The organism is Streptomyces sp. NPDC045431 (genome assembly GCF_040646655.1).
Lineage (GTDB): Bacteria > Actinomycetota > Actinomycetes > Streptomycetales > Streptomycetaceae > Streptomyces.
Window position 1 is genome coordinate 130,855 of sequence record NZ_JBEZAQ010000004.1, and the last position, 25,565, is coordinate 156,419.

Consider the following 25,565-nt stretch of genomic DNA (forward strand, 5'->3'; position numbering starts at 1 on the left):
GGCTCAGGAGTTGTCCGCGACCGCCCGGTGGTAGTCCGACCGCCACCGGGCGGTCGTGCACGTGTGGCGGTGGTAGACCAGCGGGGTGCGGTCGGGATGGTGGGCGCTGTGCAGGACGCGCCCCACCAGCAGGGTGTGGTCCCACACGTCGTAGCAGCTGTCGACGGCGCACACGACGCTGGCGGCGGCCCCGATCAGGACCGGCTGCCCCTGCTCGTACGCCCACCGCACCCCGTCGAAGCGGCGGCAGGGGGGCTCCTCGGCAAACCGGCGCGTCAGGTCGCGCTGTTCCCAGCTCAGCAGGTTGACGGCGAACCCGCCGGCGCGCCGGATCGCGCGGACGGTACGGCCGGTGGACGACAGCGAGACCAGCAGGCTCGGCGGGCGCAGGGAGAGCGACAGGACGGCGCTGGCCGTGCAGCCGACGGGCCCGTGGCGGGAGCCGTCGGCGGCGTACGCGGCGTACGCGGTGACCACCGTGACCGAGGTGGGCATGTGGGCCATCGCGGCCCGGAAGGCCGCGGCGTCGGTCATGTGCCGCTCCCCGGCGGACCGTACGGCGCGAGCGCGGCCCGCAGCTCCTCCGGTACGGGAACGGGTCGTACGCCGCCGTCGCCGGTGCGGCGCATGCAGGCCACGGTCTGGCCGCCGCGCGCGACGAGCTGGGGCACCGCGCCGTTGACGCGGTAGTAGTCGAAGCCCATGCTCACGCGGTGCTCGTCGGCCGCGGTCAGCGACATGCGCAGGGTGACCCGGTCGAGGGCGTACAGCTCGCTGAAGTACTCGCAGTGGCAGGACGCGGTCACCAGGGCGAGGTCGCCGTGCAGCGCCCGGAGCACCCCGGGAGCGTGCTCGGCGAGGAACCGCTCCCGGCAGTGGCCCTGCCAGCGCAGGTAGTTGGTGAAGTACACGTTGCCGACGAGGTTGGTCTCCTCCAGGGTGATCAGGTGCTCGTACGCGTACGTGCGCGTGGGCGCCGCCGGCGCCCCTGTCACAGCCGTCGTCATCGCCGTCCCCATCGCCGCCGTCATCGGTTCTCCTCCGGTCCGCTCAGCACCGCCACCGCCACCGGCCGCCCGACGCCCGCCACCCGCACCACCGCCGAGGCGATCAGCGCGTCGCCCGAGCGCAGCAGCGCCCAGCCGCCGTCGAAGACCCCGCCGAGGGTGAGCGGCGCGCGCGCCGGGCGGCCCGCCTTGGCCAGGCACTCCGCGGCCGTCCACACCCGGCTGGCCGCCGCGTCGAAGGGCTCCCCGCACTGGTGGCGCAGTACGTCGGCCAGGGCCCGCTGCTCCGGGTCGAGGATCCGCCGCCACTCGCTCTCCGGGCGCGCCGCAACGGTCTCCCAGTCGCAGGCGAGGGGCCCCTTGGACGCCGCGTCCTCGACCTGGAGCACCCACCGGTCGTCGAGGTGGCTGCGGGAGACGCCGGGCTCCGGTGGGCGGGCCGACGCGCAGCCCGTCGCGGGGCGGATCGTCACGCCGAGGCGGCTGTCCAGGCCCAGCGCCGTGGTCGCCCGCTCCAGGAGCACCGCGAGGAGCGGGACCGGCCACGGGCGCTCGCCGTGCGGCAGCGGGCCGACGTCCCGCAGCCGCAGCCCGCGCCACCGCAGCACGGTGCGGCCCGAGGCGTCGAGGCCCTCCGCGTCCCACACGTACGTGCCGTCCGCGGCGGAGCGTTCGGTGCCGCGGACCCGCTCCACCGGTCCCCCGCCGGGCCGGATCGTCAGCGACCCGGCGGCCACCGGCAGCAGCCTGCGGTGCGGTACGCACGCCTGGAGCGCGTGCAGGGAGGCGTCGTTGGCGGCCGGGTCGCCGAGCAGCGGGGCGGCGAACGGCGCCGCGAACCACGGGTCGTCCGCGCCCCGTTCCGGCGGTGCGAGCGTGGCGCGGCAGTCGCGCGCGGAGGGCGCCGCCAGGCCGCTGACCCTGCGGAAGCGCCCGGTGTGGAAGAAGAGCGGTCCGTACAGCTCGTCGGGGTGGAGGTCGTCCCCGGCGTCCGCGGGCGGGGCGGGCCGGTGTCCGTTCAGGGACGGTACGGCGAGGGGGAACACGGCACGGAAGTGGTCCACGCAGAAGTCGTCCTCGTCGCTGCGCAGCACCGTCTCCACGGCGTTCCCCCGGCGCAGGGCGCACACCCGTACGGTGCGGGCGCCCTCCTCCGGCACGGTCACGGGGTGCGCCCACACGATGTCGCGCGCCTCGTACAGCGGTTGGCCGCCCGCCACCGCCGAGGCCGCCTGGGCCATGGCCTCCAGGCCGAGGACGCCGGGGAGCCAGACCACCCCGTCCAGCCGGTGTCCGGCGAGGTGGCGGTCGGTGCCGCGCAGGTCGAGCCGCGCCTCGGCGACCAGCTCCACGGCCGGGTAGTGGACGCGTACCTCCTCCAGGAACCGCTGCGGCGGGCCCGCCGGTGCGGGGGCGGGTACGTCGCGGCCCAGCCGGCCGTGCACGGCGACCGCGGTCGGGGTCCGGGCGGCGAGGAGGCGCAGGAACAGGTCCGTGCCGGTCTCCGGGGCGATGGGCGTGACGTCCTCGCGCAGGAGGGAGTCCAGCACACCGAGCCGTACGCCCATGCCGGTGCCGGTCCACACGGACCAGTCGATGGTCAGCACCCGGCAGGAGGCGGGCAGTGCGGCGGCCAGCCGCTCGGTCTCGGCGCGCAGCAGGCCGTTGGCGAGGGCGTAGTGGCTCTCGCCGGGCAGCCCGTACCGGCCGATCACCGAGCCGAAACCGACCAGCAGGCGCAGCCGGTCCGTGGGCAGCGCCGCGAGGAGGTGGCGCAGGCCCGTCACCTTCGGGGCCAGGTGGGCCTCGACGCGCGCCTCGTCGAGGTCGGCGAAGCGGGCCGGTTCGTTGACGCCCGCGGCGTGCAGGACGCCGGTGACCGGGCGGCCGAGCCGCTCGGTGAGCCGGCGTACCGCCGCCGCCGTGGCGGCGGCGTCGGCGAGGTCGGCCGCTTCGTACGCGGCGGTCACGCCCGCTTCCGCCAGCTCCGCGAGGCGCGTGCGCAAGGACTCGTCGTCCTCCGGGCGGGCCCGGCCGAGCAGGGCGAGGCGCACCCCGCAGGCCAGCGCCAGCGCCTTGGCGCAGGTGTGGCCGATGCCCTTGCCGCCGCCGCTGACGAGCAGCACGTCGTCGGGGCCCAGGGGCAGCGGGCGCGAGGGCCCGGGCTCGGCGAACCGCGCCACCTGCGCGACCGGGGTGTGGGGCCTGCCGCGTTCGTCCACGACCAGCTCCCGGTACCGGCCCGGCTCGGCGACGGCCCAGCGGGCGGCGTGGCGCAGGCCGGCCGCGGTCGGCGGGACCCGCAGCAGGGTGACGCCCAGGGCCGGGTGCTCCTTGTGGAGGCTGTGCGCGAAGCCCGTGAGCGCGGTGTCGTGCGCGACGACCACCAGCCGCCCGGTGGCCAGCGCCGAGCGGGCGGCGGCCAGCAGGCGGCCGACGGGTGGCGGGGCCGCGCCGGGGGGCGCGTACAGCAGCTCGGTGTCGGAGGCGGTCGCGGTGCCGGTGAAGACGCGAGGCGCCAGAGTGGCGAGGTCGCCTTCGCCGTCGCCTGCACCGAGGACGGTGAGACGCCATCCGGCGCCGGTGGGCTCCGGCGGGCCGTCGTGGACGCGCCGCAGCCGCTCGGTGAAGCACTCCACCCAGGTGTCCACGCCGGGGACGGTGGCGTCGGGCGCTCCCGCGGTGCCGGCGGCGGTGGCGGGCGGCAGGGCGTCGAGGGCCTCCACGAGGTCGCACACCCGGGCGTCGGCCAGCGACAGCGGCGCGGCCGGGGGGCGGCGGCCCAGGCGGTGCGCGGCGGTCGCGGCGAGCTGGGTGACCGTCAGGGAGGTGAGGTGCAGGTCGGTCAGGAGCCGCGTCTCCATGCCGATGAGCTCGGGCTCCAGCTCGGTGGCCCGGGCGAGCAGGTCGCGTACGGCGGCGGCGGGCTCCTGGACCGTGGACTCCCCCGCGCGCGGGGCCCGCGAGGGCGGGGCCGTCACCACCGGCTCCGTCACCACCGGGGCCGAGACGCCCGGGGCCGAGACGTCCGGGGCCGCCGGGGTGCCGGGGAGCGCCGGTGCCGCCGCGCAGGGGCTGCGCAGGAACGTCCGCTCCCTGCCGAGGTCGATCGGCCGCGCCCCGCACCCGGCCGTCAGCGCGTCGGTCCGGGAAAGCGCGCCCGCCGCGAAGAGCGCGGCCACCGCGTCCGCCGTGTCGGCCGCGTCCGGGTCGCCGGTCCCCACGGTGACGACCGGGACACCGCAGCCCTGGTCGGTGAGGAGCGAGGCGAGCCCCTGCCCGGGCCCGCAGGCGCAGAACAGGTCGGTGTCCGGGAGTACGCCGCCGACCGCGTCCCAGAACCGTACGGGTGCGGTGACCTGGTCGCACAGCAGCTCCACCAGGTCGTCGTCCGGGGTCAGCTCCCGCCCGTGCACGGTGGACAGCAGGCGGCGCGCCGGACGGCCGAAGTCCACGTCGGCCAGGGCGCGGCGCAGCGGCGGGACGCAGGGCAGGACCGCCGGGGAGTGGAAGCCGTGGGACACGGGGAGCGGGGTGCGGGCGATGCCGGCCCGTCCGGCGCGGGCCGCCACCACGCGCAGCTCCTCCTCCGGCCCGGCGAGCACGACCGAACGGGGGCCGTTGTACGCGGCGATGACCAGCCCGGTCCCGTCGCACAGGCCGAGCGCTGCGGAGGGTTCCGCGCGGAGGGCGAGCATGCCCGTTCCGGGTGCGCCGAGGGTGGCCATGAGCCGGCCCCGGGCGCGTACCAGACGGATGCTGTCCCGTACGGGGAGCGCGCCCGACCACACCAGCGCGGTGATCTCGCCCAGGCTGTGCCCGACGGCGGCCGTCGCCGTCACGCCGAGGGCGTCCAGTGCGCGCAGCCCGCGCAGGGCGGCGCGGTGGATCGCCGGCTGGGCGGTCCCGGTGGAGGCGGAGGGCGCGGATGGCGCGCCCTGGCCGGGGAAGAGGAGCGTGACCCGGCCGCGTACGCCGTGCCCCAGCCACATGCCCGGCAGGTGCGTGAGGGAGCCGGGCGCGTCGGTGCCGGAGGCGAGGCGGGCGGCCACCGACGCGGCCCGCCGGGCCAGTTCGTCGGGGGTGGCGGCGACCACGGCGGCCCGGACCGGACCGCCGGTCGTCACCGGGCGCCGCGCGAGCTGGGCCGCCAGGTCGTGCAGCTCCGCGAAGGAGAGCCGGGGGGCCGCCGTGGCGATGTCCTCGAACAGCGGGCGCAGCTCGCCCGGTTCGGCCGCCGCGGCGGCGATGACGGCGTGCTCGGGCGCCGGGCGGCGTACGCGTACGGGGCTGCAGGAGCTGCGGGGGGCGGGCGATGCCGGAGTGTCGGGCGCGGCGAGGACCACATGGGCGTTGATGCCGCCGAAGCCCATCGAGCTGACCCCGGCCAGCCGGGGGCCCTCCGGCCAGGGTTCGGCCCGGCGCAGCACGCGCAGCCGGGTTTCGTCCGACCGCAGCAGCGGGTGCGGGTCGCGGCATCCGGTGGTCGGGGGCAGCACCGCGGTGTGCAGGCTCATGGCCGCCTTGATGACGCCCGCCGCCCCGGCCGCCGCCTTGGTGTGGCCGATGTTCGCCTTGACCGTGGAGAGCGCGGCGCGGTGGCGGGCGCCCGCGCGCAGCGCCGCCAGGGCGCTGAGCTCCACCTCGTCGCCGACGCGCGTACCGGTGCCGTGGCCCTCGTGGAGGAGGACGTCGGCGGGGTCGGCGCCGGCCCGTTCGTACGCGCGGCGCAGCGCGAGGAGCTGCCCGTCCCGGTCGGGCCGGGTGATGCCCCCGGCGCCGTCGGAGGAGACGCCCCAGCCGCGGATCTCCGCGTACACGCGCAGCCCGGCGGCGCGCGCGTCGGCCGCCCGCATCAGCGCCAGCATGCCGCAGCCCTCGCCGGGCCAGAAGCCCGCCGACCGCTCGTCGTACACGCGCATCCGGTCGGCGGCGAGGGCTCCGGTCTTGGCGAAGCCCACCAGCTCGAAGGGGTCGAGGCTCAGGTCGACCCCGCCCGCCAGGCCGAAGTCGACGCTGTGGTCGCGCAGCGCGCGGCACAGCTCGACGACGGCGAGGAGGGAGGAGGCGCAGGCGCCGTCGACGGTGTAGCCGCCGCCGTGGAAGTCGAAGTGGTTGCAGATCCGGCCCGCGATGGTGGTGGACAGCGCCCCGGCGAGGGACTCCTCGGTCGTCGGCGGGAACGGCGCCAGGTAGTCGGCCGCGGCGCGGCGCAGCACCTCCTCCCGTACGTCGCCGGGCAGTCGTGCGTCCGCCAGGGCGGCGGCGAGGACGCGGCGCACATACGGCCAGCGCAGCCGCAGCGTCCCGGCGCGGGTGGCGTCGCCGGTGAGGCTGTTGCCGAGGACCACGCCGACGCGGTCGCGGGCCAGTCCGGCGCCGCCGGGGAAGCCGGCGTCCTCCAGGGCGCGGGCGGCGGTCTCCAGGGCGAGCCAGTGGGCGGGGTCCCCGGCCCGGAAGACCGGGCCGGGGATGCGGAACGCCGAGCGGTCGAAGGTCCAGCCCTCCAGGACGGCGGCGTACAGGCTGTACGTCTTGTCGGGGGCCGCCGGATCGGCGTCGTAGTAGTCGTCCGGGTCCATCCGCTCCGCGGGGAGGCGGCGGAACGCCCGGCGCTGCTCCAGGGCCATCTCCCAGAGCCGGTCGGGGCGTTCGGCGTCGGGGTAGCGGCAGGCCATGCCGACGATGGCGAGCGGGGGCGCGGTCTCGTCGGCGCCCTCCGTTGCGTACGGACTCATCGTGTCTCCGGCTGGAGTGAGGGGCGGCCCTGCCCGGGGACGGAAGCGGACACGACAGGGGGGCCGGCGGCGGCGGAGGCGCGCGGCAGCCGCTCGGCGGCCACCAGGACGACCGCCCGCAGCACGCATGTGATCACCAGCGCGAAGAACAGGCCGAAGACGATGTGGAAGTGGACGAGCACGCCGTACACGGCGGCCGTCGCCGCGCCGAAGACGGCCTGGTGGCGTGGGCGCCACGGGGTCGTACCCGGGTCGGTGATCATGTAGTTGGTGAAGAGCACGAACGCCACGCCCGTCATCGGCAGCAGCGCGCTCACCAGCGAGAGGTCGCCCGGGGACAGGGCCCAGCGGAGCACCGCCTGGGCGATGAATCCGCCGCACCAGGCAGCGATGAGCGGCATCTTGCCGGTCAGCTTGGCGTTGAGCATCGTCCCGGCCGCCAGCACCACCAGCGGGATCAGCCAGTCCACCGGACCGGCCGTCCACTCGGTGAACTGGTACGGCGGCGCGATCCCGACCCACGGGAAGAGCAGCAGGACGAGCACGATCCCGGTGTTGCTGGGGTTGAGCACGTGCCGGGCCCGCCCGGCGACGCGCACCCGGACGACGTACTTGCTCGCCACGCCCGCGACGGTGGCGAGCACCGTCGGCATCAGCCGGTCGTTGGCGTACAGCAGCATGGCGCACGCCAGGGCGGTGATGTAGGCGGGGAGCAGCAGGTCCACGACGGCCCCGGCGGAACCGGCGGCGTACCAGGGGCGCACGCCGCGGGCGTGGGCGTCGATGGCGCCGAGAACGCCTTCGGCGAGCAGGGCCGCGGCCACCGCGACGACGGGGGTGAGGTACGCCTGCTCGAAGCCGAGGACGGTGTGCCCGACCACCGTCAGGACGGTGATGGAGAGGCCGAACCGGCGCAGTGCGGCGCTGCGCGGGTCGTCCGGGCCGCCGAGCACGGAGCGCGCCGTGCGACCGAGCCGGGTTCCGATTCGGGTGCCGAGTCGGTTCATCGTGTCTCCTCGGTGAGAACCAGCTCGTGGTGGCCGGGCCGGAGGGTGGTGGTGCGGGCGTGGACGCGTCCCCGGCCGTCGCGCCAGGTCAGGCGTACCGGCAGGGCGGTGGAGGGCGGGGTCTTGGCGGCGTCGCCGAGGCCGAAGGTGAGGTCGGGGGCGTTGACGCCGTTGTGGCCGTTGGCCGGGTACAGCTGCTCGGTGCGGACGGTGCCGTCGGGCAGCGTGACGGTGGCGGTGGCGCCGATGGCGGGCCGGGTCGGACCGCCGCCGTCGGCGGCCGGGAGGCGCAGCCGGAGCGCCAGGAAGGCGCCCGCGCGGCCGGTGTTGCGGTACATCACCGACGGCGCCCACTGGTTGGCGACGACGAAGTCGAGGCGGCCGTCGGAGTCCACGTCGCCGATCGCGAAGGCCCGGCTGACGGCGTCCGTGCCGACCCCGGCCTCCCGCGCCACGTCGGTGAAGCGGCCGTCGGCACCGCGTACGAAGAAGGTGTTGCGGTCGTGGCCGGACAGGTCGATGCCCGGCTTGAAGTGGGGCCAGAGCCGGGGGTTGTCCAGGATGAGGTCGTTGGACATGGCCGTCTCCTGCAACTGCGCCCAGCGGTCGGTGTGTCCGGCGACGAAGCCCGTGGCGTGCATGATCTCGGGGCCGCCGTCGTTGTCGAAGTCGGCGGCCTTGACGTCCCAGGTCCAGCCGGTGCGGGACAGGCCCAGCGGCTCGCTGTCGTCGTCGTACGGGGCGGTGCCCCGGTGGAGCGCCCGCCCGGCGTCGCGGAGGCCGCCGGTGGCGGTGAAGGCGAAGTTGCTCTCGTGGAGGGCGTACGCCTCGCCGATGTTGCTGACCAGGATGTCGGGGACGCGGTCCGGGCCCAGGTGGGTGAAGGCGACACCCATGCCCTTGAAGGAGTCGCGGCCCAGCACCTTGGACTTGGGGGTGGTGGCGTGCCGCTGCCCGACGGCCTCGCGGAACCGGACGCGGCCCGGGGACGACTCGTTGACGAGCAGCTGGTCGGGCCCGAAGTCGTTGGCCACGTACAGCTCGGGCCGGTGGTCGCCGTCGAGGTCGTACGTGCCCAGGGCGAGGGTCCAGCCGCGCGCGGCGTCCGGTGCGAAGGCGTCGGGCACCTCGGTGAAGCGGGCGTCGGGGGCGGGGCCCCGGTCGGCGCCGGTGAAGCGCAGGAGGCGGTTGGTGCCGCCGTTGCGGGCGTTGGAGAGGGAGGCGTTCATCACCAGGTGGCGGGGCTGGTGGGCCTCGGGGTCCAGGACGCGGGCGCCGTCGGGGAAGTAGTTGCCGAAGACCAGGTCGAGGTGGCCGTCGCCGTCGTAGTCGCCGACGGTGGCGGCGTTGGTGTTCCACACGGCGCGCGGGCGGACGAGCTCGCGGGGGAGGAACGCCGCGGCGCTCGGCGGCCGGTCGGCGAGGCGCAGGAAGAGCACGGGCGAGCGGCCCCAGTAGTAGACGACCACGTCCTGCCGGCCGTCCTCGTTGAGGTCCGCCGGGAGGCAGCCCATGGGCGCGGCGTACGAGGGCAGGTCGCGCGCGGGCGGGCTGAGGGTGAAGGGGGCGTACCGCCGGCCGGTGCCGGGAGCCGGGCTGACGGTGACCGTGTCGGTGCGCGGGTCGACGAGGCACAGGTCGCGCGCGACACTGCCGCCGTCCGCCGACCACAGGGCCACGCCGGCGCCCACGGAGGAGATCCACGACGGGATGTCGCGGTAGGCGGGGGCGACCGGCCGCAGGGCCCGGTCGGCGGGGTGGCGCGCGGGTGAGACGAGGTGCGGCGAGAAGGAGAACCGCTGGGCGAGGCGCTCGCGCATCGCCGGTGAGGCGTCCGGCGGCTGGGAGAGCTGCCACAGCAGCAGGCAGGTGAGGAGCGCGGCGACCCGCGCCAGGTTGCGGCGTACGAGGCTCACGAGGGGTGCGGGCATGGTCAGTGGTCTCCTCGGCGGCTGCGGAGGTACAGGTGGCGGATCCCGGCGCGCCAGCGCTGGTAGTCGCCGGTGCCGGTCGCGGCGGGGCCGAGGGCGGCACGGGAGCGGTCGGTCCACGCGGCCGCCTCCTCGGCGGTGGTGCCCGTCAGGACGCGTGCCGCCGCGTGGGTGTGCTCCGGGACGGTGCCGGAGACGTGGTGGGCCGCGCAGGCGAAGGCGGAGCCCTGGGCGAGGTCGGCGCGGTGGTCGCCGGCCGCTTCGGCGAGGCGGTGCAGCTCCGCGGGGGTGGCGCCGCCCGCGTAGGTGGCGGCGAGGCCGGCGCCGCTCCACAGGTCGCCGCGGCGGCCGGGCGCGAACTCGGCGATGCGCAGGGCGATGCCCTCGGGGTCGGCGCACTCGTGGAACCAGAGCGCGCGGCCCAGCCCCTGGTCCCGGATGGCACGCTCGTCGGCGGTCAGGCCGCGCTCGACGTGCCGGCGCCCGATGACCCGGTCGGGGTGGAAGAACCCCTGGTGGAAGCCGTACCCGTCCCAGGCGAGCCACTGCTCGGGCGGCTGTGCGGCCGGGAGGCCGTTGCGGGGCCGCAGGCCCAGGCGCGCGTACGCCCATCCGGCGCCGACGTGCACGAGGTGCGGGTACGGGGCGGCGGGGCCGGACACGAGGGCGGCGAACCTGCGGCCGCGTGCGCCGGTGAGCAGGTCGAGGACGGAGCAGGCCATGCCGGCGCCTTCGTAGGCGAAGCCGCGCCGCTCGGGCGGAAGGCGCTCCACCTCGGCGGCCAGCTCGGCCGGGGTGCGGGTGTCGAGCGCGGCGTGGAAACCGGTGAGGAACGCCTGTCCGGCCGCCTGGAGGATGTCGCGGGCGGGCCCGGGCCGCAGGCGGAAGCGGCGTACGCCGAAGTCGACCTGCGCGGTGTCCTGGCGCAGCAGCGGGATGACGATGCGGCGCAGGGGGCGCGGCACCACGGGGGCGGCCCGGGGTGGCCGGGGCGGCGTCGCCTCCTCGGAGGCGGCGGTGTCCGGTCCGGGCGGCGAGGGAGGGGAGAACATGTCAGCCGGACTCCTGTTTCTCCTGTTTTCTCTGGGCGGTGAGGATCGCGCGTTCCATGAGGGCGGTGATCAGGTACGGCTTGGCGACGGCCTGGAAGTCCAGGTCCGGGCCGAGGTCCCGTACGGTGCCCTCCAGGACCAGCAGCGACAGGATCGGGAAGACGAACTGCGGGTCGGCGTACAGGCCGTGGCGGCGCTGGAGCGCGAACAGCCGGGCGGCGAAGGACATCAGGTCGAACGTGGCGGCGGTCGCGTCCCCCCGGGAGGCGATGAGCTCGGCGAGCTCGCGCCGGAAGCCCTCGGTGTCGGTGCGCGACCCGGGGTGCGTGGTGGAGAGCACGATGTCGGCGCAGGTCCGGCCGTCCCCGGCGCCCATCGCCTCGAAGAAGTCGGTGAACTTCTCCCGGGCCCGCTCGGTCAGGCGCACGGTGAAGCCGGCGTCGACGACGGTCACCGCGCGGCCGGGCCCGCAGACGAGGTTGCCGGGGTGCAGGTCGCAGTGGACGAAGCCGTCGAGGAAGAGCATGTGGAAGGCGGCGCGCAGGGCTGTCACGGCGGCCTGCGCGCCGCCCGCTCTCCTCTCCCCGTCGTGCAGGTCGTCGAGGTACTCCATGACCAGGACGTCCGGTCCGCAGAGCTCGTCGTAGACCTCCGGGACGCGTACGTGCGGCTCCTCCGCGAGGTTCTCCCGCAGGAAGCGGAGGCTGCGCCGCTCGCGGTCGAAGTCGAGCTGTCCGCGCAGGGAGTCCGTCAGCTGCCGCACGATGTCCACCACCGGCACCCCGCGCAGGGGCGGCAGCGGCGCGACGAGCCGGGCGAGCGCCAGCATGATCGCCAGATCGGTGGTGAGCAGCCGGACGACGCCGGGGCGGCGGACCTTGAGCGCGGCGGTGCGGCCGTCGGCGAGCTCGGCGCGGTAGACGCAGGCGATGGTGCCCGCGGCGACCGGAGCACGGGTAGGCAGACCGGGATCGTCCTTCAGGGCGCGTCTCAGCGCGGGTGGGAAGCGGCGTGTCCCGTCCCCGAGCGGAAGGGGGGACACCTGGTCGTGAAGGGTGCTCAGCACCCGGGCGACATGACGGGGGACCACGTCGGCGCGGGTGCTGAGGATCTGGGCGGCCTTGACGAAGGCCGGCCCGAGTGCGGTCACCGTGGCGAGGAGCCAGGCGTCGCGCCGGGGCGCGAAGCGGTCCTTGCCCGGTGACAGGGAGCAGCGCAGGACGATGAGGCCCAGGAGGGCCAGCCGGACCGTGAGGACGAGACAGGCGCGCACACTTCGTACGACGCCGGCGGTGAGCGTCACCTTGGGAATCCGGGCATGGCTCATCGGGGCACCCCCGCGCTCGCTGTCGGTGGTGGCCGGTCGGTGCGTCGCTACCGGGCGGGGTAGCTCAGCCGCCGACCCGGACCGGGAACTTGTCGATCGTCGCGACGACCTGGTCGGTGTCCGGGTGGACGAGCTTGATCGGGTTCTCGAGCCGGTAGAAGTCCCCGTCCGGCGGGAACTTGCTGAGCTCCGGGCTCAGGAGCTTCGCGGGCTCCTTGGTCCGCAGGACCAGCGGCTCCGGCCGGGCTCCCTCGTTGGCGCCCTGGCCGGGGGGCCGCTCGACGGTCAGCTTGAACGACAGGAACATCACGGCGCTCAGCTTCGGCGGGAAGTGCTGGACGATGTTCAGGAGGCTGTCCGGCGTCGCCTCCATGTTCTCCTGCTCGATGGTGATCTTGCCGAGCTGCGGGTGGTCGGCCTCGACCTTGTGGCCGATCACCTTGAGCACGACGGCCTTGTGGGCCGGCTCACTCGGGTGCGCCTCGACCCGGACCTTGATGCCGCCCTTGAACTCGACGTTCACCAGGGCGGTACGGATCTTGAGCGGGACGTTCGCCGCATAGCAACTGCAGGGGATTTCGGCGCCGACCGACGGCAGGATGGTGGTTGTGGGCACGGGAAGAACCTCCAAACGATACTCGGGGAGTGGGTGATGTGCACTTACGACATTCCCGAGTGCCGCCATTCGGACCATTTTCACGACCCAATTCACCCATCCGCGTGACGAATGCGGAATGGGGCGGTAGTGCGCCGGTAGATTCCAGAGGGCGCGCGCATCATTAGCGATGCTATTTACATACGAGTTCTCCTTTGAATTGGCGAGAATACGCCAAGCGCAACGGAATTCGGAACTCCGCGAGTTCAGCCCTCGTCCAGCACCCGCCCCCGGGTCTCCGGGGCGAAGAACGTGAAAGCCAGCGCCGCCGCGGCCAGCGGCGCCGCCGCCACCAGGGCCGTGACCTCCATCGGCGGGACGGCCGCGGCGGCCACCGACAGGGCGAGGATCAGCACCCCGCCCACCTTGCTCACCGCCGCCGCCCAGCCCGTTCCCCGCGCCCGCAGGGCCGTCGGGTACACCTCGGAGCTGTACGCGGCGACCACGGCCGCGGTCGCGCTGATGCCCCACAGCGGGACCAGGAGCAGCAGCCGCATCAGCGACGCGTTCCCGGCGACCTCCTCGCCCGCCGCCGCGAGCACCACCAGGGCGGCGGCCGCGGCGCCCGCGACGACGACCGCCGTGCGCCTGCTGCTCCACAGCCCGTACAGCAGCGCCGTCACCACGTTGAGCGGCAGGCTGATCAGGGCGCTGTCCCGCAGGACGCGGGCCGACGACGCCTCCAGGTAGCCGATTCGGGCCAGGTTGACGGGCAGCCACATCTGGAACCCGTACGTCAGCAGCCCGGCGCCCGCCGCGAGGACCGTCAGCACCGCCGTACGCCCGCCGAATCCCCGCTCCCACAGGCGCGCGTACCCGGGCCGGGGCCCGCCCTCCGCGCCCTCCGGCTCCGGCGAGGACTCCACCGGCACCAGCGCCGCGCCGTACCGCGCCAGCACCTCACGGGCCTTCTCCGCGCGTCCGGTGGCCAGCAGGAACCGCGGCGACTCCGGGATCCAGCGGTTCAGCACCAGCAGCGCCAGTCCCGTCGGCAGCCCCACCAGCCACAGCGCACGCCACCCGAACTCCGGGGTGAGCACCGCCGCCAGCCAGCTCGTCAGGGCGTACGCGACCGTGACGTTCCCGCCGATCAGCACCATCAGCCAGCCGCGGTGCCGGCGCGGGACCGTCTCCGCGATCAGGGTGAAGGCGATCGGGATCATCCCGCCGGCCGCCGCGCCCATCACCAGGCACATCAGCACGTTCCACCAGAACCCCGGCATGGCCCCGCAGACCGACGTCGTGGCGAACAGCACCCCGGCCAGCAGGATCGCGTTGCGCCGGCCGATCCGGTCGCCCAGCCAGCCCCACACGAAGGAGCCCACCATGGTGCCGGTGATCCCGGCCAGCGGCAGCCAGGCCACCGGTACGCCGCCCCCGGGGCGCAGCGGCGACGCGAGGCCGTACTCGGCGGCGACCCCGGGCACGACGAGCGACAGGGTGAGCGGCTTCATGACGTCGATCGTCACGGCGAGCGAGAGCACCACCAGCAGCGCGACGTGGGCGGGCCTCAGCGGGGCGTCGTCCTGCGGGCGCACCCGGACCGCGGAGAGGGCGGCCTCCCGGCGCAGGGCCTCGTCCCGGGGCGGCCACAGCCCGGCGAGCACCGCGCCCACGCCGCCCACGATCAGCGCCATGCCCGCCACCATGGCCGGGTCCGGTGCCATGCCGGCCATCCGGTACCCCATATGACGGGAGGCCAGGAACATCGGCAGATGCAGCACCGTGCCGACCGTCCCGGCGGTCACCCCGAGCCAGAACAGGCCCGGGCGGGGAAATCCCGCTCCGCCCGCTCCCTTTCCCTTGCGCGGCACCCTTTCCATATCCGCCCCCTCCCCCGGCCCCGCCCCTGGTTCCTTCATGAATGCCCGGCGTGCCCGCCGCCCATACCGCGCCGGAAAGCGATCCGCATATGAAAGGGAAAAAGGCCCGGCCGCGCGGCGGGCGGCCGGGCCCCTTCCTCCCCGGCCGGCTCAGCGCATCAGCACGCCGGCCCCCTCCCCCGTCGTCTCCGTCGGCAGCGCCACCAGGCCCAGGTCCGCGCCCGCCGGCAGCAGCCGGTGCGCGGGCAGTATCCGCACGGTGTAGCCGAACGGGCCCGTACGGTCGAGGGTCAGCGGTCCCTCGTACACCCAGCGGCCCTGCTCGTCCGGCCCTCCCGACGGTTTGAGCGGCACCTTCTGGGCGTCGCGGAGCCGGTCGTCGGTGTCGACCCGGCCGGCGACCGCCTGCACCTCGACGTCCTCGGGCCTCAGGTCCCCGAGGGTCACCCGTACGCGCAGGGCGAGCGTGGCGCCGAGCTCGGCGGTGCCGTTGGCCTCGTCGACCTCCAGGTGGTCGACGGCGACGCGCGGCCACGCGGCGCGCACCCGCGCCTTCCAGGCGGCCAGTTCGCGTGCCGCGCCCTCGTCCAGCGCGCGGTGGGCCAGGGCGGCCGGGGTGTACAGCCGCTCCACGTACTCGCGCACCATGCGCCCCGCCAGCACCTTGGGGCCGAGGTTGGCGAGCGTACGGCGGACCATCTCGATCCACCGCTCCGGCAGGCCGTTGCCGCCGCGGTCGTAGAAGCGGGGGGCGACCCGCTGCTCGATCAGCTCGTACAGCGCGGCGGCCTCCAGGTCGTCGCGCCGGTCCTCGTCCGTCGTCGGGCCGTCGGCGGTGGGGATGGCCCAGCCGAAGTCCGGCTCGTACCACTCGTCCCACCAGCCGTCGAGCACGCTCAGGTTGAGGCAGCCGTTGAGCGCCGCCTTCATCCCCGACGTACCGCAGGCCTCCAGCGGCCGCAGCGGGTTGTTCAGCCAGACGTCGCAGCCGGGGTAGAGCTTCTGCGCCATCCCCATCCCGTAGTCCGGCAGGAAGACGATGCGGTGGCGTACGCGCGGGTCGTCGGCGAACCGCACCAGCTCCCGCACCAGCCGCTTGCCGCCGTCGTCCGCCGGGTGGGCCTTGCCCGCCACCACGATCTGCACCGGCCGCTCCGGGTCCAGCAGCATCCGGGTCAGCCGCTCGCGGTCCCGCAGCATCAGCGTCAGCCGCTTGTACGACGGGACGCGGCGGGCGAAGCCGATGGTGAGCACGTCGGGGTCGAGGACGCCGTCGATCCAGCCGAGCTCCGCCGAGCCCGCGCCGCGCTGCCGCCAGGAGGCGCGCAGCCGGGTCCGTACCTCCGTCACCAGCTGTTCGCGCAGCTCGCGCCGCAGCTCCCAGATCTCGGCGTCGGCGATGTCGGCGACGGAGTCCCAGCGCTGCGAGCCGCCGACGCTCAGCGCGTCCTCGGCGCGCTGGGTGCCGATCTTGCGGGCGCCGAGCCGGAACACCTCGGGGGCGACCCAGGTCGGGGCGTGGACGCCGTTGGTGATGGAGGTGATGGGCACCTCCTCGGGGTCGAAGCCCGGCCACAGGCCCGCGAACATCTCGCGGCTGACGGCGCCGTGGAGCGTGGACACGCCGTTGGCGCGCTGGGCGAGGCGCAGGCCCATGACCGCCATGTTGAAGAGGCCGGGCTCACCACCCGGGTAGGTCTCCCTGCCCAGCTGGAGGATCCGCTCGACGTCGATGCCCGGCAGCTCCGCGCCGTCGCCGAAGTGGCGGGCGACGAGATCGCGGTCGAAGCGGTCGATGCCGGCCGGGACGGGCGTGTGGGTGGTGAACACGGTTCCCGCGCGCACCGCCTCCAGCGCCGCGTCGAACTCCAGTCCCTTCCCGGTCAGTTCGCTGATGCGCTCCAGGCCGAGGAAGCCGGCGTGGCCCTCGTTGGTGTGGAAGACCTCGGGCTCCGGATGGCCGGTCAGCGCGCAGTACGCCCGGACGGCCCGTACTCCCCCTATCCCCAGCAGCATCTCCTGCAGCAGCCGGTGCTCGCTGCCACCGCCGTACAGCCGGTCGGTGACATCCCGCTCGGAGGTGCCGTTCTCCTCGACGTCCGAGTCGAGCATCAGCAGCGGTACGCGCCCGACGCGGGCGATCCAGACGTGCGCGTGCAGCCGGCGGCCGGCGGGCAGCGCGAGGGAGACGCGGACGGGGCAGCCGTTCTCCTGCCGCAGCAGGCTCAGCGGCAGCTCGTTGGGGTCGAGGAGCGGGTAGTGCTCCTGCTGCCAGCCGTCGCGGGAGAGGGACTGGCGGAAGTAGCCGTGGCGGTAGAGCAGCCCGACGCCGATCAGCGGGACGCCGAGGTCGGAGGCCGCCTTGAGGTGGTCCCCGGCGAGGATGCCGAGGCCGCCGGAGTACTGCGGCAGGGCCGCGGTGACGCCGAACTCCGGCGAGAAGTAGGCGACGGCGGCGGGGAGTTCGCCGTCCGAGGCGCCCTGGTGCTGCTGGTACCAGCGGCGGCCGTGCAGATAGTCGTCGAGGTCGTCGGCGGCGGCGGCCAGGCGGCGCAGGAACCGCCGGTCCTTTGCGAGCTCGGCGAGGCGCGCGGCGGGCACCGAGCCGAGCAGCCGTACGGGGTCGCCGCCGGCCGCCCGCCACCCGTCGGGGTCGACGGACTGGAACAGCTCGCGGGTCTCGGTGTGCCAGGACCAGCGCAGGTTGCGCGCGAGGTCGCTGAGGGGGTGCAGGGGTTCGGGGAGGACGGGGCGCACGGTGAATCGACGGATTGCCTTCACGTGTTCCACCTTCGCAGGGCAGGTACGTATCGGGGCGGACGCACCACGGTGTGCGTCCGCCTTCACCCTTCGACGGTAGTGGCACGGCGCCCCCGTCAACCACGGCGCACTCAGGGGAGCACGCTCACCGCCACCTCGTAGGGTGAGCCCGCGTTGACGGCCGCCGGGTCGAAAGCGCCGGTCAGGGCGTAGCGCGCGGCGATCTCGGCGCGCTCCTCCGGCGGGATGACGGTGTCGATGTCGGTGAAGCCGCCGGGCGCGCGCTGGTGGGCCAGGTTGATGACGACCTCGGGGCCCAGGCTGCGGTTGGCGCGCTGGAGCTCCGTCATGGCGGGACGCCGGTCCGCCTCGTAGGCGGCGAGGGCGTCGGCCGGGTCGCGGTACAGCGCCATGGCGTGCGCGAGGGCGCGGCCGTCGATGATGGACTGCGTCGCGCCGTTGGAGCCGATGGGGTACATGGCGTGGGCGGCGTCGCCGATCAGGGTGGTGCGGCCGTGGCTCCAGCGGGGCAGGGGCTCGCGGTCGACCATGGGGTACTCGTAGGCGCCGTCGGAGGCGCGCAGGACGTCGGGGACGCTGACGCCGTCGAACTCCCAGCCCTCGTAGTGGTGGAGGAAGTCGCCGACCGGCACGGGCCGGTTCCAGTCGCCGCGTACGGCGTCCGTGCCCCCGGCACCGGCGACGCGGTCGGCGGGCATCGCCAGCGCCCAGTTGACGAGGACGTCCGGGCTGCGCAGGGTCGGCTCGGTCATCGGGTAGACGACGGCCTTCTGGCGGTCGTCGCCCGCGATGAGCATGAAGGAAGCGGTGTCCTTCGCCGCCATCGACGACACGCCGCGCCACACGAGCATGCCGTTCCACGGCGGCGCGCCCTCGCCCGGGTAGAGCGCGGCGCGGACCGCCGAGCGGATGCCGTCGGCGCCGATCAGGACGTCCGGTTCGAGCGAGGCGAGGCCGCGGGTGGCGCCGGTGCGGTGTTCGAGGCGGACGCGCGGGCGGCCGTCCGGGAGGAGCTCCAGGCCGGCGACGCGGACGCCGCCGACGATCGCGGCGGGGCCGAGCCGTTCCCGTACGGCCTCGGCGAGGACGAGCTGGAGGTGGCCGCGGTGGATCGACAGCTGGGGCCAGCGGTAGCCGGCGCGCAGGCCGCGGGGCTCGCGGGAGACGAGGCCGCCGGAGCGGTGGTAGTAGCGCAGCTCCCGGGTGCGTACGGCGTCGGTCTCCAGGCGGTCGAGGACACCGAGCGCGTCGAGTTCGCGGACGGCGTTGGGCATGATGTTCAGCCCGGCGCCGACGGAGCGGATCTCGCGGGCGGCCTCGACGACGGTGACGCGCTGGAAGCCCGCGGCGTGCAGGGAGAGCGCGGCGGTGAGGCCGGCGACGCCGCCGCCGGCGATGAGTATGTGCGGGGTCATGGGGGGCGCTCCTCTTACGCGGCCGGTGCGGGACGGTGCGGCGCGACGGCGGGCGCCGCGGCCGCGGGTGCGTTCGCCGCGGGCGCGGTGGCCGCGGGCGCACCCGCCGCCCGCGGGGGTTGGACCGAGCGCCGCACCAGCGTCTCGTTGTCCCGCGTCAGGTCGAGGACCTCGCGCAGCAGCGCCACCGGGGCGCCGCCGCTGCCCTCGTCGTACAGCCGCAGCTCGTCGCTGTACGCCTTGCGCGCGATGCCGATGTGCCGGGCGCGGAACGTCTTGAGGATGCGCAGCACGCGGGCCAGCGAGCGGGCGGAGGCCATGAGCTGGGGCGGCAGCCGGTGCACGGTCTCCCAGCTCAGGGCGGCGGACAGCTTGCTGACGGCGGAGACGCCGCCCTTGTGGGCCGCGTAGAAGGCGCGCCAGGACGGCAGGCTGTACTGGACGGACTCGTCGAGGAAGGTGTCGTACGCCGGCTGGGAGCGGTCGCACTGCCAGAGCGTCAGGTCCACCAGCCACAGGGGGACCTGCGCGGCGGCGGGGCCGAGGTAGTCGCGGCCCGCGACGTCGATCTCCTCGAAGTAGGAGCGCAGCGTCTGGGCGAAGAAGGCGGGCGAGACGTTGGCGACGGTGAAGTCGATGGAGTCGACCATCGACTGGACGTGCTGTGCGGTGCGGTCCAGTGCGAGGGCGAAGCCCGGGTCGTACGGTTCCAGCCGGGCGAGCTGCGCGCAGGTGTCGAGCGCGGCGACGAGGCTGGGGAAGACCATCCGGACGGCCTCCTGGAGGTGGGCCTCCATCTCGTGGCCGGTGTACATCCGCTGGCGCCGGCCGAGCGGGTTCCAGGTGGTGTAGTGGTGCACGGTGTCGCGCGGGATCATGTCGGTGCGGCGGGCCAGCTCCTCCAGGACGGGCAGCGCCTCCGGCACGGCGGCGAGGGGTTCGGTGCCGTGACGTTTCAGCGAGCCGAGGAACATGCCGATGTCGCGCATCCCGGCGAGCGCCTCGACGACGCTCCATTCGGCGACCCGGTCGAGGTCGGGGATGAGGGCGCGCAGGGCGACGGTGAGCGCCGGGACGTCGGCGTCGCGGTTCATCGCGGGGAGCGCGGCGAGCAGCGGATCGGCGCCGAGTGGATCGGCCGCGCGTATCTCGGCTATGCGGTAGCGCGGTTCGGCGACGGTGTCCAGACCGGGCGCGACAAGGTCGTACAAGGTCAACGGGAAGCCCCCCTCGGGCAGTCTCGGGTCGGGGTGGTGGCGGGCCGCGTGGTCAGGCGGCCGCGCGGTTACCGCAGGTCACCCACCCGGTCCTGGCGTGGCGGCGCCGGTACGGGCGCGGGCGGGGTCAGCCGTACGGAGAGCAGTGCGGCCACCGCCGCGAAGGCGGCGCCGACGAGCAGGGCGGCCTGGAAGCCGGCCGTCTCGGCGGCGGGGGTCACCGCGCCGGACGCCGCCGTGCCCGTACGGGCGGTGGCGACGGCCACCAGGACGGCGAGGCCCAGGACGGAGCCGAACTGCTGGCTGGTGTTGATGAGCCCGGAGGCCAGGCCCGTCTCGGCGGGCGAGGCCTCGGCGGTGGCGGCCACGTTGGTGGTGACCATGACCAGCGGCAGGGCGACACCCAGCAGGAGGCTGGGTGCGAAGACGGTGGTGAAGAACGTGCCGTCGGTGCTGAGCGCGAACGCGAGCCACACCATGCCGGCGAGGAGGAGGACGAAGCCGAGGGTCGTGGCGGCGCGCAGCCCGAGGCGGCCGATGATCCGGCCCGTCTGCGGGGCGGTGACGACGACGACCACGGAGAGCGGCAGCAGCCCGAGTCCGCCGCCCAGCGGGGAGTGTTCCAGCACGCGCTGGAGGTACAGGCTCACCAGGAAGAACATCGGGAACAGCGCCATCTGGGCGAGCGCGCTGAGGCCGTTGGCGAGCCGCAGCGTGGGCCTCTTGAGCACGGCGGGCGGCACGAGCGGCCGCGCGATGCGGGTCTCCAGCACCGCGAAGGCGGCCAGCAGGACGAGCCCGGCCGCGCCCGCGACGAGGCTGCGGCCGACGAGCGCGTACGCGACGAGGCCGAGGCCGCCGGTGGCGGTGAGCGCGCCGAGCAGGTCGAAGCCGCGTTCGGCGCCGCGTGTCCCGCCGTCGAGGAGGCGCAGCGCGAGGACCGCGAGGAGCCCGGCGACGGCGACGTTCAGCCAGAAGGTGGAGCGCCAGCCCAGCAGGTCGGTGAGGACCCCGCCGAGTACGGTGCCGAGCACCCCGCCGAGCCCGCCCATCGCGGCGAACGCGCCGAGCGCCTTGTGCCGCGCGGGCCCGTCCGGGAAGAGGATCAGCAGCAGTGCGAACGCGGCGGCGGCGGCGAGTGCGGCGCCGACGCCCTGCGCGGCCCGCGCGGCGACGAGCGCCCCGGCCGACCCGGCGAGCGCGCCCACCGCGGAGGCGGCGGCGAGCAGCCCGAGCCCGGCGATGAACAGCCGCCGGTGGCCGAGCAGGTCGGCGGTGCGCCCGCCGAGGAGGAGCAGGCCGCCGAAGGTGATGAGGTAGGCGTTGGCGACCCACGACAGCCCGGCGGAGCCGGAGCCGAGGTCCTCGCCGATCGACGGCAGCGCGACGTTGACGATCGCCGTGTCCATGATCAGCAGCAACTGCGTGGCCGCGAGCAGCGCCAGCGCGCCGCGCAGCGGTCGCGTCCGGGTCCCGCTCACCGCTGCACCTCCGGGGCGGCAGCGGGCCGCGCCGCGGGCGCCGAGCGCCGAGCGCAGCGCGACGGGCGCGGCACCGCCGCCCCGGCCGGGGGCAGGGCCGGGTCCGGGTACGGCCGCCGGGCGGCGGCCACCGCCACGGGCGCCGACGACGGGCACGAGGGGCGGGAAGGGCTCGAAGGGAGGGACGACCTCAGCGTCACTGGGACGCCTCCAGCCCGTAGCCGTCCAGGCAGGCCTGCGCCAGGGACTCGCACGCGGCGGTGTCGCCCTCCCAGGCCTGCTGCATCAGGTAGATGTGCGGCGCGCCGTGGTAGAAGCGCTCGTACTGCTCGTGGCGGCCGGCGAACTCCGAGCCCAGCGCGTCCCACGCCAGCTTCAGCAGCTTGATCCGCTCCTCGGCCGGGGTGCCGGGCGAGCGGATGTACTTGCGGACCAGCGGGCCGAGCTCCGGGTGGAGCAGGTCCTCGCCGGAGGCGGGGAGCTGGATGAGGCCGCCGCCCGCGAGGAGCTTGATGTCCTGGACGGTCTGCGGGTAGAGCTCGCCGGCCATGATGCGCTGCGCGAAGGAGATGTCCTTGCCCGGCATCACCCCGCCGCGCCCGCCGTCGACCTGTTCGTACGACGCCTCGGCGGCCAGCACGAACGCCTTCGCCTGCGCGACCCGCCCCATCAGCCGTCCGATCGCCTGGGTGACGGGCGGCAGCTGGTACGTGTTGTTGGCCTTGGTCAGCAGGATGGCGACGCCCGTCAGGAACTCGAGCTTGGTCCAGAAGCGGGTGGCCGCCTGGTGCACGAAGTTCAGGTACGCGGGCGTCTGCCACCACATCCGGAACGACACGTCGACGTTCCGGTAGGCGAGCACCCGCTCCCAGGGCACGAAGACGTCGTCGCAGACCAGCAGCGCGTCGTTCTCGTCGAAGCGCGAGGAGAGCGGGTTGTCGAAGACGCTGCGCGCCTGCGCCTCGTAGGAGGTCCGGGAGAGGAACTTCAGCCCGGGGGTGTCGATCGGGAGGGAGAAGCAGACGGCGTGCTCGACGTCCTGCGGGGCGAGCGGCTCGATGGTGCCGACGATGACCTCGTTGCCGAAGACGGCCGCGGTGCCGATCATCTTGGCGCCGCGCACCACGATCCCGCCGTCCTTCTCGGCGACGACCCGCACCACCAGGTCGTCCTCCTCCTGCTCGGAGGCCGACTTGGTGCGGTCGATCTGCGGGTTGGTGATGGTGAAGGTCGGGTACAGGTCGCCCTCGGCGAGCCGCCGGTGGTAGGCGAGGGCGGCGCCGGAGCCGTCGTACTCGTCCGTCGTGAAGAGCCCGGGCACCGCGGCGAAGCCGGCCGCGCCGCCGGCCATGTAGTCGGGCGTACGGCCCAGGAAGCCGAAGCTCGCCTCCGCCCACACCTTGTACGCCCGCCGGCGGGCCACGAGGTCCTCGTACGAACGCGGGATGGCGTACGCGCGGTGGACGCCGCCCTGGGTGAGGACGGGCGTGTGCTCGGAGTCGTTCGCCAGGTCGTACAACCGCGCGATCGACGCCGCGGTGTTACGGAAGGCGGGGTGCGAGGTGACGTCCTCCACCCGCTCGCCGTCGAGCCATATCTCGCGCCCGTCGCGCAGCGACGCCAGATAATCCTGACCGGACCTGGTCACCTGTTCTCCTCTTGCGTAACGGCATTGCCGCAGCAGAGCCTGTCTGGCCGTAACGGCCTGCGGCAATGAACGTCCGTCCAGCCGCACTTAAGAACCTGCCAGTGCCGTTGACCTCCATACCGACTGGTATCCGGCTTATATCCCCCCACCGAACCGCCGATTTCACGCCTCCGTACCGTCGGGATCAGGCCGGTCACCGGCCGTACGCGGGCCGTCTCACGCCGCCGTCGCACCCGAGCGGTACTCCCCCGGTGTCACGCCGAACCACTTGCGGAACGCGAGGTGGAAGCCGACCGCGCTCTGGTAGCCGACGCGCTGGGGGACGGCCGACTGCGGCAGCGACGTCTCACCGAGGAGCCGCGCCGCCTCCTGCATCCGCCGCCCCGTCAGATGGCGGGCGGGAGCCTCGCCCACCAGCTCGCGGAAGGCGGCCGTGAAGGCCGAGCGGGACATGCCGACCTCCTTGGCCAGGGACTCGATGGTCCACGGCTCGGCGAACCGCGTCGCGATCATCACCAGCGCCCGGCTGATCCCGGGGTGCCGCAGCACCGGCAGGGAGGCCGGGTTCTCCGCGAACTCGCGCAGCAGCGGCCGCAGCGCCAGGACGAGGGCCATCTCGAAGGCGCGCAGGGTGATCAGCCGGTCCCCGGGGCCGACGGGCCGGTCCGGCGAGGCGAGCAGCCGCAGCGTGTCGCGCAGCAGCGGCTCCCGGTCCACCTGGGAGCGGTCCAGCACGAGCACCCAGGGCAGCGCCTTGTACAGGCCGGTCGCGGCGCTGGCGTCGTAGTGCAGTCCGGCGCACAGCAGCCGGCTCTGCGGGCCGCCCCCGGAGATGCGGATCTCGCCGGACGTGCCGGGGACCCGCTCGGGCAGCATCGCCTTGAGCGGCACGCCCTGCCGTTCGGGCCGGTCGGCGAGGCGGTGCGCCGTGCCCGTGGGGAAGACGGCCAGGTCCCCCGCGTGCAGCTCCTGCGGGGTCTGGCCCTCGGCGGTGATCCAGCAGCCGCCCTGGACGATGTAGTGCAGGACCGCGCAGCTCTGCTCGGCGTCGCCCTCGATGGCCCACGGGGCGCTGACGTGCCATCGGCTGTCGAAGACCCCGGTCAGGCGCAGCGGCTGCAACAGCTCGCTGAGGAGGTCGTCACTGTCGGTACCTGCTTTTGCGGTGCGTACGGTGTCCATGGACGATCCTTCAACCCCCGCCCCGGTTTGTTAATTGATCGGCCAAAGCCGTCGCCGCCAGCCTGTGGAGTGCCGTCATGGCAGCAGAGACACCCTATCGAAGGGCCCTTCAGGCACATGTCCGATCACCTTTCCCAGCCCATGCAGACACCCGCGCCGATGCGGGTCGCGGTCGTGGGGGCGACCGGTTTCCAGGGCGGCGCGATCGCCCGTCTCCTGGCGGAGCGGCACCACCGCGTCCGCACGCTGACCCGCCGCCCGGAGGGCGACCGGCCGCCGCTGCCGGGCGTCTCCTTCGCCTCCGGTGACCTGGCCGACGCCGAGGACGTACGGCAGCTCTTCGACGGGGCGACGCACGCGGCGGTGACGATGCCGCTGGTGTACGAGCCCCAGCGGGTCCGCCGGTACGCGCGCAACATCGCGGCGGCCGCCCTGGACTCCGGGGTGCGGCGCCTGGTCTACAACGCCAACACCCGCGTTCCGTCGGTCTCCACCGACGTGGCGGCGTTCGAGACGCGGCGGATCACCGAGGAGGTGCTGCGCGACAGCGGCGTCCCGCTGGTGGTGCTGCGCCCGCCGGTCTACCTGGACAACCTCTTCAGCCCGTGGAACGGCCCCGCCCTGGTGAACGACGGCGTGCTGGCCTATCCGCTGCCCGCGCACACGCCGACGGCGTGGCTCTCGCACCGGGACCTGGCGGAGGCGGTGCTGGCGGCGCTCACCGCGGACGGCGTGGAGGGCCGGACGTTCGACATCGGCGGCGAGCGGACGCTCACGGGCGAGGAGCTGGCCCAGTCCTTCGCGCGGGGCCTGGGCCGGCCGGTGCGCTACCAGGCACTGGATCCGGTCGCTTTCGAACAGGGTCTGGCGGCGGTCCTCGGCCCGGCCGCGGCGGCCGGCGTGGCGGGCATCTACCACTACATGGCGTCGGGCACGGACGAGACGCTGATGGCGGGTGACGACGGCGTTTCGGCGCGGGCGTTGTCGCTGCGGTCGGCGCCGGTGGACGAGTGGGTCAGCCGGCAGCCGTGGCAGGTGTGGGCCAACGACCCGGAGGAGCACAACGCCCAGTCCCGGGCGTGAGGACGGCTCGTCACCGGCCTCCACCAGCTCCTCGACGGCTTCTCGACGGCGTCTCGTCACCCATTCGACGGAATCCGGCCAACCGGTCCCGAAATCAACCATACGGGGCCGGTTTCCCGTTTCCCTGTTACACCTGAGTAGTTAACAACGCGCCGGATTGCCCACCCGAAGGGTGTGGGAAGGCTCCTGCGGTACCCGCCCACCCGAGTGAACCCGGA

The 25,565-nt window shown here is 74.6% G+C and carries 16 protein-coding genes; 1 reads left to right on the plus strand and 15 read right to left on the minus strand.

Annotation, left to right across the window (positions count from 1 at the left end; genetic code table 11):
- Positions 1–3: 3 nt before the first annotated feature.
- The 15 genes from AB0A69_RS11720 to AB0A69_RS11790 all read right to left on the minus strand — a co-directional run bounded on the left by AB0A69_RS11720 (position 4) and on the right by AB0A69_RS11790 (position 24,264).
- Complete coding sequence (locus tag AB0A69_RS11720; RefSeq protein WP_361418771.1) at positions 4–534, minus strand: flavin reductase family protein; 531 nt, start codon at positions 532–534, stop codon at positions 4–6.
- Complete coding sequence (locus AB0A69_RS11725; RefSeq protein ID WP_361418774.1) at positions 531–1,031, minus strand: acyl-CoA thioesterase; 501 nt, start codon at positions 1,029–1,031, stop codon at positions 531–533. Before AB0A69_RS11725 ends, AB0A69_RS11720 begins: the two co-directional genes overlap by 4 nt.
- On the minus strand, positions 1,028–6,745 hold the full coding sequence (locus AB0A69_RS11730; protein WP_361418777.1) for an SDR family NAD(P)-dependent oxidoreductase: 5,718 nt from the start codon (positions 6,743–6,745) through the stop codon (positions 1,028–1,030). The genes AB0A69_RS11725 and AB0A69_RS11730 overlap by 4 nt, the downstream gene beginning before the upstream one ends.
- Positions 6,742–7,752, minus strand: a complete 1,011-nt coding sequence (locus tag AB0A69_RS11735) for an enediyne biosynthesis protein UnbU (protein ID WP_361418780.1) — start codon at positions 7,750–7,752, stop codon at positions 6,742–6,744. The genes AB0A69_RS11730 and AB0A69_RS11735 overlap by 4 nt, the downstream gene beginning before the upstream one ends.
- Entirely contained in the window at positions 7,749–9,683 is a 1,935-nt protein-coding gene (locus AB0A69_RS11740; protein WP_361418782.1) for a CRTAC1 family protein, read from the minus strand. The genes AB0A69_RS11735 and AB0A69_RS11740 overlap by 4 nt, the downstream gene beginning before the upstream one ends.
- 2 nt (positions 9,684–9,685) lie before the next feature.
- Entirely contained in the window at positions 9,686–10,735 is a 1,050-nt protein-coding gene (locus AB0A69_RS11745; RefSeq protein ID WP_361418785.1) for a DUF1702 family protein, read from the minus strand.
- A 1-nt stretch (position 10,736) separates the two neighbouring features.
- The gene (locus tag AB0A69_RS11750) at positions 10,737–12,062 is read right to left on the minus strand and encodes an AarF/UbiB family protein (protein WP_361418788.1); all 1,326 of its coding nucleotides are present in this window, start codon (positions 12,060–12,062) and stop codon (positions 10,737–10,739) included.
- A 64-nt stretch (positions 12,063–12,126) separates the two neighbouring features.
- Positions 12,127–12,678 carry a hypothetical protein gene (locus AB0A69_RS11755; protein ID WP_361418791.1) on the minus strand — a complete coding sequence of 184 codons (552 nt, stop codon included), beginning with the start codon at positions 12,676–12,678 and terminating at the stop codon, positions 12,127–12,129.
- Between the two features lie 245 nt (positions 12,679–12,923).
- Positions 12,924–14,465 (minus strand): MFS transporter, encoded by a 1,542-nt coding sequence (locus AB0A69_RS11760; RefSeq protein ID WP_361418794.1) that lies wholly within the window; start codon positions 14,463–14,465, stop codon positions 12,924–12,926.
- A 225-nt stretch (positions 14,466–14,690) separates the two neighbouring features.
- Positions 14,691–17,321 (minus strand): alpha-glucan family phosphorylase, encoded by a 2,631-nt coding sequence (gene glgP, locus AB0A69_RS11765; RefSeq protein WP_361418797.1) that lies wholly within the window; start codon positions 17,319–17,321, stop codon positions 14,691–14,693.
- A 110-nt stretch (positions 17,322–17,431) separates the two neighbouring features.
- On the minus strand, positions 17,432–18,736 hold the full coding sequence (locus AB0A69_RS11770; RefSeq protein WP_361418800.1) for a flavin-dependent oxidoreductase: 1,305 nt from the start codon (positions 18,734–18,736) through the stop codon (positions 17,432–17,434).
- Positions 18,737–18,750: 14 nt separating this feature from the next.
- A complete protein-coding gene (locus AB0A69_RS11775; RefSeq protein ID WP_361418803.1) occupies positions 18,751–19,953 on the minus strand; it encodes a monodechloroaminopyrrolnitrin synthase PrnB family protein in 1,203 nt (400 codons plus the stop codon).
- 68 nt (positions 19,954–20,021) lie between these two features.
- A complete protein-coding gene (locus AB0A69_RS11780; protein WP_361418806.1) occupies positions 20,022–21,434 on the minus strand; it encodes an MFS transporter in 1,413 nt (470 codons plus the stop codon).
- A 196-nt stretch (positions 21,435–21,630) separates the two neighbouring features.
- Entirely contained in the window at positions 21,631–23,082 is a 1,452-nt protein-coding gene (locus AB0A69_RS11785) for a 4-hydroxyphenylacetate 3-hydroxylase N-terminal domain-containing protein (RefSeq protein ID WP_361418808.1), read from the minus strand.
- A 216-nt stretch (positions 23,083–23,298) separates the two neighbouring features.
- Positions 23,299–24,264 carry an AraC family transcriptional regulator gene (locus tag AB0A69_RS11790; RefSeq protein WP_361418811.1) on the minus strand — a complete coding sequence of 322 codons (966 nt, stop codon included), beginning with the start codon at positions 24,262–24,264 and terminating at the stop codon, positions 23,299–23,301.
- A 117-nt stretch (positions 24,265–24,381) separates the two neighbouring features.
- Here AB0A69_RS11790 and AB0A69_RS11795 point away from each other — a divergent pair, with 117 nt between their 5' ends.
- A complete protein-coding gene (locus AB0A69_RS11795; protein WP_361418814.1) occupies positions 24,382–25,347 on the plus strand; it encodes an NmrA family NAD(P)-binding protein in 966 nt (321 codons plus the stop codon).
- The last annotated feature ends 218 nt before the right edge of the window (positions 25,348–25,565 follow it).

Coding starts and splice junctions, on each gene's coding strand:
- AB0A69_RS11720 (WP_361418771.1), bottom strand. CDS start 534: ATGACCGACGCCGCGGCCTTCCGGGCCGCGATGGCCCACATGCCCACC.
- AB0A69_RS11725 (WP_361418774.1), bottom strand. CDS start 1,031: ATGACGGCGGCGATGGGGACGGCGATGACGACGGCTGTGACAGGGGCG.
- AB0A69_RS11730 (WP_361418777.1), bottom strand. CDS start 6,745: ATGAGTCCGTACGCAACGGAGGGCGCCGACGAGACCGCGCCCCCGCTC.
- AB0A69_RS11735 (WP_361418780.1), bottom strand. CDS start 7,752: ATGAACCGACTCGGCACCCGAATCGGAACCCGGCTCGGTCGCACGGCG.
- AB0A69_RS11740 (WP_361418782.1), bottom strand. CDS start 9,683: ATGCCCGCACCCCTCGTGAGCCTCGTACGCCGCAACCTGGCGCGGGTC.
- AB0A69_RS11745 (WP_361418785.1), bottom strand. CDS start 10,735: ATGTTCTCCCCTCCCTCGCCGCCCGGACCGGACACCGCCGCCTCCGAG.
- AB0A69_RS11750 (WP_361418788.1), bottom strand. CDS start 12,062: ATGAGCCATGCCCGGATTCCCAAGGTGACGCTCACCGCCGGCGTCGTA.
- AB0A69_RS11770 (WP_361418800.1), bottom strand. CDS start 18,736: ATGACCCCGCACATACTCATCGCCGGCGGCGGCGTCGCCGGCCTCACC.
- AB0A69_RS11790 (WP_361418811.1), bottom strand. CDS start 24,264: ATGGACACCGTACGCACCGCAAAAGCAGGTACCGACAGTGACGACCTC.
- AB0A69_RS11795 (WP_361418814.1), top strand. CDS start 24,382: ATGTCCGATCACCTTTCCCAGCCCATGCAGACACCCGCGCCGATGCGG.